This window comes from Cupriavidus sp. 2TAF22 (assembly GCF_052115045.1).
In the GTDB taxonomy this organism is placed as follows: domain Bacteria; phylum Pseudomonadota; class Gammaproteobacteria; order Burkholderiales; family Burkholderiaceae; genus Cupriavidus.
The window spans coordinates 26,339-34,807 of sequence record NZ_JBFRFX010000058.1; the positions used below are offsets into that span (position 1 = coordinate 26,339).

7 protein-coding genes are annotated in these 8,469 nt (G+C 68.1%); 1 reads left to right on the forward strand and 6 read right to left on the reverse strand.

Annotation, left to right across the window (positions count from 1 at the left end):
• Positions 1-10 precede the first annotated feature (10 nt).
• The 6 genes from AB4Z48_RS36735 to AB4Z48_RS36760 form a co-directional block, all read right to left on the reverse strand.
• Positions 11-1,213 (reverse strand): vWA domain-containing protein, encoded by a 1,203-nt coding sequence (locus AB4Z48_RS36735; RefSeq protein WP_441623213.1) that lies wholly within the window; start codon positions 1,211-1,213, stop codon positions 11-13.
• The gene (locus tag AB4Z48_RS36740) at positions 1,207-2,100 is read right to left on the reverse strand and encodes an AAA family ATPase (RefSeq protein WP_441623215.1); all 894 of its coding nucleotides are present in this window, start codon (positions 2,098-2,100) and stop codon (positions 1,207-1,209) included. The genes AB4Z48_RS36735 and AB4Z48_RS36740 overlap by 7 nt, the downstream gene beginning before the upstream one ends.
• A gap of 15 nt (positions 2,101-2,115) precedes the next feature.
• Positions 2,116-2,781: an SRPBCC family protein gene (locus tag AB4Z48_RS36745; RefSeq protein WP_441623217.1), complete on the reverse strand. Its 666-nt coding sequence runs from the start codon at positions 2,779-2,781 to the stop codon at positions 2,116-2,118.
• Positions 2,782-2,833: 52 nt separating this feature from the next.
• Positions 2,834-5,245: an aerobic carbon-monoxide dehydrogenase large subunit gene (locus tag AB4Z48_RS36750; RefSeq protein WP_441623219.1), complete on the reverse strand. Its 2,412-nt coding sequence runs from the start codon at positions 5,243-5,245 to the stop codon at positions 2,834-2,836.
• An 85-nt stretch (positions 5,246-5,330) separates the two neighbouring features.
• Positions 5,331-5,852 carry a (2Fe-2S)-binding protein gene (locus tag AB4Z48_RS36755; protein WP_441623221.1) on the reverse strand — a complete coding sequence of 174 codons (522 nt, stop codon included), beginning with the start codon at positions 5,850-5,852 and terminating at the stop codon, positions 5,331-5,333.
• A 49-nt stretch (positions 5,853-5,901) separates the two neighbouring features.
• Positions 5,902-6,768, reverse strand: a complete 867-nt coding sequence (locus AB4Z48_RS36760) for an FAD binding domain-containing protein (RefSeq protein WP_441623223.1) — start codon at positions 6,766-6,768, stop codon at positions 5,902-5,904.
• A 275-nt stretch (positions 6,769-7,043) separates the two neighbouring features.
• Between AB4Z48_RS36760 and AB4Z48_RS36765 the strand changes: the two genes are divergently transcribed.
• Positions 7,044-7,850, forward strand: a complete 807-nt coding sequence (locus AB4Z48_RS36765; protein ID WP_441623225.1) for a LytTR family transcriptional regulator DNA-binding domain-containing protein — start codon at positions 7,044-7,046, stop codon at positions 7,848-7,850.
• Positions 7,851-8,469: the final 619 nt, after the last annotated feature.

Consider the following 8,469-nt stretch of genomic DNA (forward strand, 5'->3'; position numbering starts at 1 on the left):
ATGGCGTCGTTCATTGCAGTACCGACAAGACCTGGGGCAGCACCTGCTGCAGGCTCGCCAGGTCGCGCGCGCCTGCCAGCAGGTCGACGTACGGCAGTGCCGCCGACATGCCGGCGCTCGCTGGCGTAAAGCCCGCCTGGCCAACCAGCGGGTTAAGCCAGACCAGCCTGCGGCAGCGCCGCCGCATCTTGTGCAAGGCCTCCTGCAGCAGCCCGGGCGGCCCCGCGTCGTAGCCGTCACTGACGATCACCACCGCCGTGCGCGAATGCAGCAGGGCCGCCCCGTGCCGGCGGTAGAACGCCTCGAGGCTTTCACCGATACGCGTGCCGCCGGCCCAGCCGGCCGACAACAGCGCCAGGCGCTCCTGCGAGCGCCATGGGTCGGGATCGCGCAGCGCCTGCCCCACGTTTTCCAGCGTGGTGTGGAAGATGAAGCAGTGCACGTCGGCCAGGCGCGCGCTCAGCACGCGCGCCAGGCGCAGGAAGAAAAAGCTGTACAGGCTCATCGAGCGGCTCACATCCAGCAGCAGCACGATGCGCGGCCGCTGCCGCCGGCGCTGCCGCCACGCCAGTTCCAGCGGCAGGCCGCCGCGCGACACGCTGCGCCGGATGGTGGTGGCCAGGTCGATGGTGCGGCCCGACATCGCGCTGCGTTCGCGGCGCGTCTGCAGGCCGCGCAGCCGCTGCGCGAAGCGCCGGATCGCGTCGTCGATGGCGAACAGCGCGTCGGGCTGGTTGAGATGGCGGAAATCCGCGTGCACCAGCGAGGCCTCCGCGCTGGCGCCGCGCGCCGCCGCGCTGCCCTCCGCCTGCGCCATGTCTGCGTCGGCACCGGCCGATGCCAGCGCGGTGCCTTCGCTGTCGTCGCCCAGGCCGGCCTCGCGCCGCGGCTCGATACGCCCGGCGCCGCCGGTCTGCGCCTGCACCAGCGCGCGGCGGTTGGGCCGCTGGAAGTAGGCATCGAACAGCGTGTCGAAGCGCCGCCACTCCTCGGCACGCGAGCACAGCAGCGCGCGCAGGCTCCAGCGCAGCAGCTCGCTGTCGAGCTGCCCCATGCGGCGCGCCACGTCCATGGCGGCGGCCATGTCCGGGCCGGCCACGCGGAAGCCATTGGCGCGCAGCCACCCCGCGAAGCCGGTGTAGCGCGACACCAGCCTATCGGCGAGGTCCTGCGGGAGCGCGCCCTGCGCGGCGCCGGGCAACGCGGTCAGCATGAGGCCGCCAGCTTCTCGACGACCGGGCGCGCCAGCCCGGCCAGGTCCGCGCGCGTCTTCACCAGCGCGGACAGCGAATCCATGATCCGCTCGGCGCCGTCGGCATCGAGCGCGCTCACGCCCAGGCGCAGCAGCGCAGAGGCCCAGTCCAGCGTCTCGGCCAGCCCGGGGCGCTTCTGCATGTCCATCTGGCGCACTGCCTGCACGAACTCGACGATCTGCCGCGCCAGCGCCTCCGGCACGTCCGGCACCTGCATGCGCACGATCATCAGTTCCTTGTCGAAGCTCGGATAGTCCACGTACTGGTAGAGGCAACGGCGGCGCAGCGCGTCCGATATCTCGCGCGTGCCGTTGGAGGTGAGCACCACGTAGGGCCGCTCGGTCGCGCGGATCACGCCCAGCTCCGGGATCGACATCTGGAAATCCGACAGCAGCTCCAGCAGGTAGGCCTCGAACGCTTCGTCGGTGCGGTCGATCTCGTCGATCAGCAGCACCGGCGCCGGCGTGGCGGTGATGGCCTCGAGCAGTGGGCGCTTGAGCAGATAGCGTTCGGAGAAAATGTCCTGCTCCTTGTCGGCCACGGAGCGCTGGTCATGCTCCAGCAGCTTGATCGCCAGCAGCTGGTGCTGGTAGTTCCACTCGTAGAGCGCCGAATGCGCGTCCAGCCCCTCGTAGCACTGCAGGCGGATCAGGCGCGTGTCGAGCAGCCGCGCCAGCGTCTTGGCCACCTCGGTCTTGCCAACCCCGGCTTCGCCCTCGAGCAGCAGCGGACGGCGCATCTCCATGGTCAGCAGCATGGTGGCGGCGAAGCTGCGCTCGGCGATATAGCCGTGCTGCGCCAGGCGCTGTTGCAGCGCGGCCACGTCAGGCATGCGGTCGACAGGCATGGCATCACCCCTGGCTCAGGCAGCCTTGCGCGAGAAGATCCCGCGCAACCAGTCGCGCAGCACCGCCCACGCCAGCGCCAGCCCGTTGAGTTCGGCGCGCGGCGGCGGCGGCGCCGCAGCAGCAGCGGCCAGTGGTGGCACCGGCGCGCGACTGGACACCGGCTGCGCGGCGTCGGCGTCGGCTTCGGCCGCGCCCCCCGCCACCTCCGGGGCCACCTGTGCCTGCCGCGCCTCCACCAGCGCAGCGAAGTTGGCCGCGAACTGCTTGAGGATCTGGTCGGCCACGGTGTTCATCATGCGCCCGCCGAAAGCGGCCGCCTTGCCGCTCATCGCCACCTCGCTCCTGCCTGCCAGCTCGCAGGCCGCGCCAGCGCCGGGCCGCACCGTCGCCAGCAGGTCCATCGACGCGCCGGAAGTCCCGGTCGAGTCCGCGCCCTTGCCCGCCAGGTGCAGGCTGCGCGCCGCCGGGTCCAGGCCCAGCACTTCGATATCGCCCTTGAACGACATCGTGGCCGGCCCGAGCCGCACGACGATGGTGCCCTTGTAGTGCGTGTCGTCCACGCGCCCGGTGATGGTGGCGCCCGGCATGCAGCCGGCCACCGCCTCGATGTCCTGCAGCGACTGCCAGGCGGCATCGGCCGTGGATGCCAGCGGGAAGACCTTTTCGAGCACGACTTTCATCTGCTTGTCCTCGCATGCGTGCGCGCCACGGCGCGCGTTGGCGGGCCGGGCTTCAGCGCTGCGCCAGGCCCAGCGCGCGGCATTGCTGCCAGACGCGGTAGGCGTTGTGGGGCATGTTCATGTGCGTGACCCCGAGGTGGGCGAAGGCGTCGACCATGGCCGAGGTAAAGCACGGGATCGAGCCGACGTGCGGCGATTCGGCCACGCCCTTGGCGCCGATCGGGTGATGCGGCGACGGCGTGACGGTGAAGTCGGTGTCCCAGTGCGGCGTCTCGAGCGAGGTCGGCACGAAGTAGTCCATCAGCGTGGCGCCGAGCAGGTTGCCGGCCTCGTCGTAGGGCATCTCCTGGCCCATCGCCACCGCGAAGCCTTCGGTCAGGCCGCCGTGGATCTGCCCTTCGATGATCATCGGGTTGATGCGCGTGCCGCAATCGTCCAGCGCATAGAAGCGGCGCACGCGCGTCTCGCCCGAATAGCGGTTGATGTCGAGCACGCACAGGTAGGCGCCGAACGGGAAGGTGAAGTTGGGCGGATCGTAGTAGTCCACCGCCTCCAGCCCCATCTCCATGCCTTCGGGCACATTGTTGTAGGCGGCCCAGGCCACCTCCTTCAGGGTCTTGAACTTGCCCGGCGAGCCCTTGAGGACGAAGCGGTCGAGGTCGAACTCCACATCGTCCGGGCCGGCCTCGAACAGGTGCGCGGCGATCAGCCGGGCCTTCTCGCGGATCTTGCGCGCCGCGCGCGCCACCGCCGCGCCGGCCACCGGCGTGGAACGCGAGCCATAGGTGCCGAGCCCGTAGGGCGCGGTGGACGTATCGCCCTCCTCCACCTGGATCACCGAGGCCGGGATGCCGGCCTCCGACGCGATGATCTGCGCATAGGTGGTCTGGTGGCCCTGCCCCTGCGTGATGGTGCCCATGCGGGCGATGGCCGAGCCGTCCGGATGCACGCGGATCTCGCAGGAATCGAACATGCCGATGCCGAGGATGTCGCAAGCCTTGGACGGCCCCGCGCCGACGACCTCGGTAAAGGTGCACACGCCGATGCCCATCAGCCACTCGGCCTTGGGATCCGCGCGGCGCGCGTCCTGCTCGGCGCGCAGCGCGGGATAGTCCACCGCGGCCAGCACCTTGCGCAGCGCGGGCTCGTAGTCGCCGGAGTCGTATTCGAGCCCGAGCGGCGTGAGATACGGGAACTGGTCCTTGCGGATGAAGTTGCGCAGCCGCAGCTCCGTCTTGTCCATGCCGAGCTTGAGCGCCAGCACATCGATCATGCGCTCGATCAGGTACACCGCCTCGGTCACGCGGAACGAGCAGCGATAGGCCACGCCGCCCGGAAACTTGTTGGTGTAGACGCCGTCGACCGAGACGAAGGCGTTGGGAATGGCGTACGAGCCGGTGCACACATGGAACATGCCGGCCGGCCACTTGGTCGGATCGGCGCAGGCGTCGAAGGCGCCGTGGTCGGCGACCACGTTCACGCGCAGCGCCTTGATGCGCCCGTCGCGGTCGGCGGCCAGTTCGCCCTTCATGTGATAGTCGCGCGCGAACGCCGTGCTGCTGAGGTTCTCGGCGCGCGACTCGATCCACTTCACCGGCCGGCCCAGCACGATCGACGCCACGATCGACACCACGTAACCGGGATACACGCCCACCTTGTTGCCGAAGCCGCCGCCGATGTCCGGCGAGACAATGCGGATCTTCGACTCGGGAATCGCCGACAGCATGCCCACCACCGTGCGCACCACGTGCGGCGCCTGCGAGGTGATGTACACCGTCAGGTCACCGCGCACCTTGTCGTAGGACGCCACGCAGCCGCAGGTCTCCAGCGGGCACGGATGCACGCGCGGATACACCATGTCCTGCGTCACCGTGACCTCGGCATTGTCGAAGGCGCGGTCGGTCTTGTCCTTGTCGCCGATCTTCCAGTTGAAGATATGGTTGGGATGCCGGCGCGCGCCATGCGCGCCCACCTGCTTGTCGCGAATGTCCTCGCGGATCACCGGCGCATCCGGCGCCAGGGCCTGGTGCGGGTCCACCAGCGCCGGCAGTTCCTCGTACTCCACCTCCACCAGCTCGGCGGCGTCGGCCGCCACGTAGCGGTCGTCGGCGACCACGAAGGCCACCTCCTGGTTCTGGAAGCAGACCTTCTCGTCGGCCAGCACCGCCTGCACGTCGCCGGCCAGCGTCGGCATCCAGTGCAGCTTGAGCGGCTTGAGGTCGTCGGCGGTCAGCACCGCGTGCACGCCGGGCAGCGCCAGCGCGCGCGACTTGTCGATCTTCTTCACGCGGGCGTGCGCGTAGGGGCTGCGCACCATCGCCCCGAACAGCATGCCCGGCATCTTGATGTCATCGACATAGGTGCCCTTGCCCTGCAGGAAGCGCGGGTCTTCGCGGCGCTTGCGCGAACAGCCCATGCCCTCCAGCGCGGCGAGGCGCTCGGCTTCGGCGGTCATCGTTCCCATGGTGCGTCTCCGTGCGTCTGCTTGAGCCTCCGGGCGGGACCGGTCCACGCCCGGCGTTGCCCTCTTCCCGTCCTTGCGACCGCGTTTAGTGCGTTGCCTCGTCCATCAAGGGATGCGAGGTCTGGACCGCTTCTCCGCGCAGCTTGCGGGCGGCATACTGCACCGCTTTCACGATGTTCTGGTAACCCGTGCAGCGGCACAGGTTGCCGGCCATCCAGTAGCGGATCTCGTCTTCGTTCGGGTCGGGGTTTTCCTGCAGGAGGCGGTACGCGCGCATCAGCATGCCGGGCGTACAGAAGCCGCACTGCAGCGCATGCTCCTGCATGAAGGCTTCCTGCAACGCATGCAGCTCGCCGCCCTGCGCCAGGCCCTCGACCGTCAGCACCTGGGCACCCTCGGCCTGCACCGTGAGCACCGTGCAGGACTTGACCGACATGCCGTCCATGTCCACCGTGCAGGCGCCGCAGTGCGAGGTCTCGCAGCCGATATGCGGACCGGTGTGCAGGCATCGCTCGCGCAGCGTGTGGATGAGCAGTTCGCGCGGCTCCGCCACCACATCCGTGTCCTTGCCGTTGAGCTTGAACGACACCATCACTTTCTTGATCATGTCCGGTCTCCGCTGGGGCCTGCAATGGGTTCGACAATGGATATGGCGCTCAGTGCGCCGCCCGCGAATAAGCGACGCGCAGCGCGCGCTGCGTCATCTCGCCCGCCATGGCCGTCTTGTACGCGGCGTCGCCGCGCAGGTCCTCGGCCGGGTCGCACACCGCCATCGCCAGGCGCGCTGCCTCGGCGATGGCCGCATCGTCGAGCGGCTTGCCGCGCAGGCTCTGCTCGGCATCGCTGGCGCGGATCGCCGTGGGCGCGACGTTGGTCAACGCGATGCGCACGTCCTCCACGGTTTCGCCGCGCAGGCGCAGCATCACCGCCGCGGCGGCGGTGGCGAAATCGCCGGACTTGCGCTTGAGCTTGGCGTAGCAATAGCCCGTTCCCTGCACCGGTACCGGGATGCGGATCTCGGTCAGGATTTCGCCCGGGTCGAGCAGCGTCATGTAGGTGCCGAGAAAGAAGCCGTCTGCCGGCACCACGCGCTCGGCCAGCTTGCCGGCCAGCACGAAGGAGGCGTCCAGCGCCATCATCAGCGCCGGATGGTCATTGCCGGGATCGCCGTGCGAGATGTCGCCGCCGATGGTGCCGCGGTAGCGCACCTGCGGGTCCGAGATCAGGCGCGCGCCCTCGACCAGCAAGGGGCATTTTTCCTGCAGCAGGGGCGACCAGATCAACTCGTTCTCGGTGGTCATCGCGCCGATGCGGAGCTCGCCGCCTTCCTCGCGGATGCCCTTCAGGCCTTCGACCTTGCCCAGGTCGATCAGGTGGGCCGGCTCGGCGAAGCGCAGCTTCATCATCGGCAGCAGGCTGTGCCCGCCCGCAAGCAGCTTGGCGCCGTCGCCGTATTCTTCCAGCAGCGCTACCGCTTCAGGCAGGGTCCTGGGCGCATGGTATTCAAAGGGGCGAGGGATCACGCTGGTCTCCTTGGCTTGCGCGGCCACGTGCACCGGCATGTGCGCCGCATGTGCGCCGGCATGGGCATCGCCATGTGCGCCGGTCCGGCGGCGTGCGCGGATCGCTGTGTTTCCTGAAGCATTTCATAATGCAGCGCAGCAAAGCAATGTGGCTTCCCGAACGCAAGGCTGTGCTGCGCCAAACGCCGGGAAACTTGCACGAACCACGGCAGAGGCATACAACTGAAATGCCGCGCAGGCGCGCGATGGCCCGACGTCAGACCTGGAGACAAGCAATGGACCGCCTTGCGCCGTTCACCACGCCACCGCCGGAGGCGCGCCGCAGCGAGACGTTCCAGCACAAGCTGGAGCAGTTCAATCCCGGCATCGTCTGGCTCGACGCGCAAGGCCGCGTCACCGCCTTCAATGACGTCGCGCTGCAGATCCTCGGTCCGGCCAGCGAGCAGTCGCTGGGCGTCAGCCAGGACCGGCTGATCGGCATCGACGTGGTCCAGTTGCACCCGGAGAAAAGCCGCGAGAAGCTGCGCTTCCTGCTGCAGTCCGAAGACGCCAGCGGCTGCCCGGTGAAGTCCCCGCCGCCGCTGGCCATGATGATCAATATCCCCGACCGGGTGCTGCTCATCAAGGTGTCCAAGATGACGGACACGAGCGGTGTATGCGGCACCTGCATGATCTTCTACGACGTCACCGACATCACCACCGAGCCGCACCAGACAGCTTCGGCCGGCAGCGCCGCCTCGCCCCGGCGGCTGTTCAAGATCCCGGTGTACCGGAAGAACCGCGTGATCCTGGTGGACCTGAAGGACATCGTCCGCTTCCAGGGCGACGGCCACTACACGACCATCGTGACCAAGGACGAGCACTACCTGTCCAACCTCTCGCTGACCGACCTCGAGTCACGGCTCGACGACAGCGTCTACCTGCGCGTGCACCGCAGCCATATCGTCAGCCTGGCGCATGCGGTGGAAGTGGTGCGATCGGAGGAGCGCATACAACTCGTCATGGCCGACGCCCAGCGCACGCCGGTACCGGTGAGCCGGACGAAGATCGCGGAGTTGAGGGAGAGGTTGGGGGTGGCTTAGGGGTGGGCTCTTGGCCTTGGCCTCTTTGGATTTTTGTGTGCATTCAGGGTGCGCCTGAGTCTGTGGGCCTAGCGGCTTGGGCCTCTTTGGATTTTTTGTGTGCATTCAGGGTGCGCCTGAGTCTGTGGGCCTAGCGGCTTGGGCCTCTTTGGATTTTTGTGTGCATTCAGGGTACGCCTGGGACTGTGGGCCTAGCGGCGCGGGCTTGGTAGCCCGTTCGCACACATGTAAGTGTCACTTTTCTTTTCTCGAAAAGAAAAGTAACCAAAAGAAAGCGATTCTTGCAGAAGGCTGGGCGCTCAGACTTTATGGGGGATGGTGGTTTCGTGGTGGGCGCGTTGGCTTCGGCTGGGCTGCTGACGCTGCCGGTTTGCTCGCCTGCGGCATCGCGGGTGGTGTCCGATTCGTGGTGGCGCTGCATGATGGCGATAGCCCAGGTGGTTCAGGCTGCTGCCGCGACCGGGGTGGATGGGCACGTCATGGCAACGGCGCTGGTTTCGTGGTGGGCGCGGTGGCCCCTGCTTGAGCTCGGTGCCTCATAGCTCGTGCCTAATAGCGCCAGCTTCAGAAGTGAGCCGGCACATTTGCGTACCGGTCCACCGCGCCCACCACGAAAACA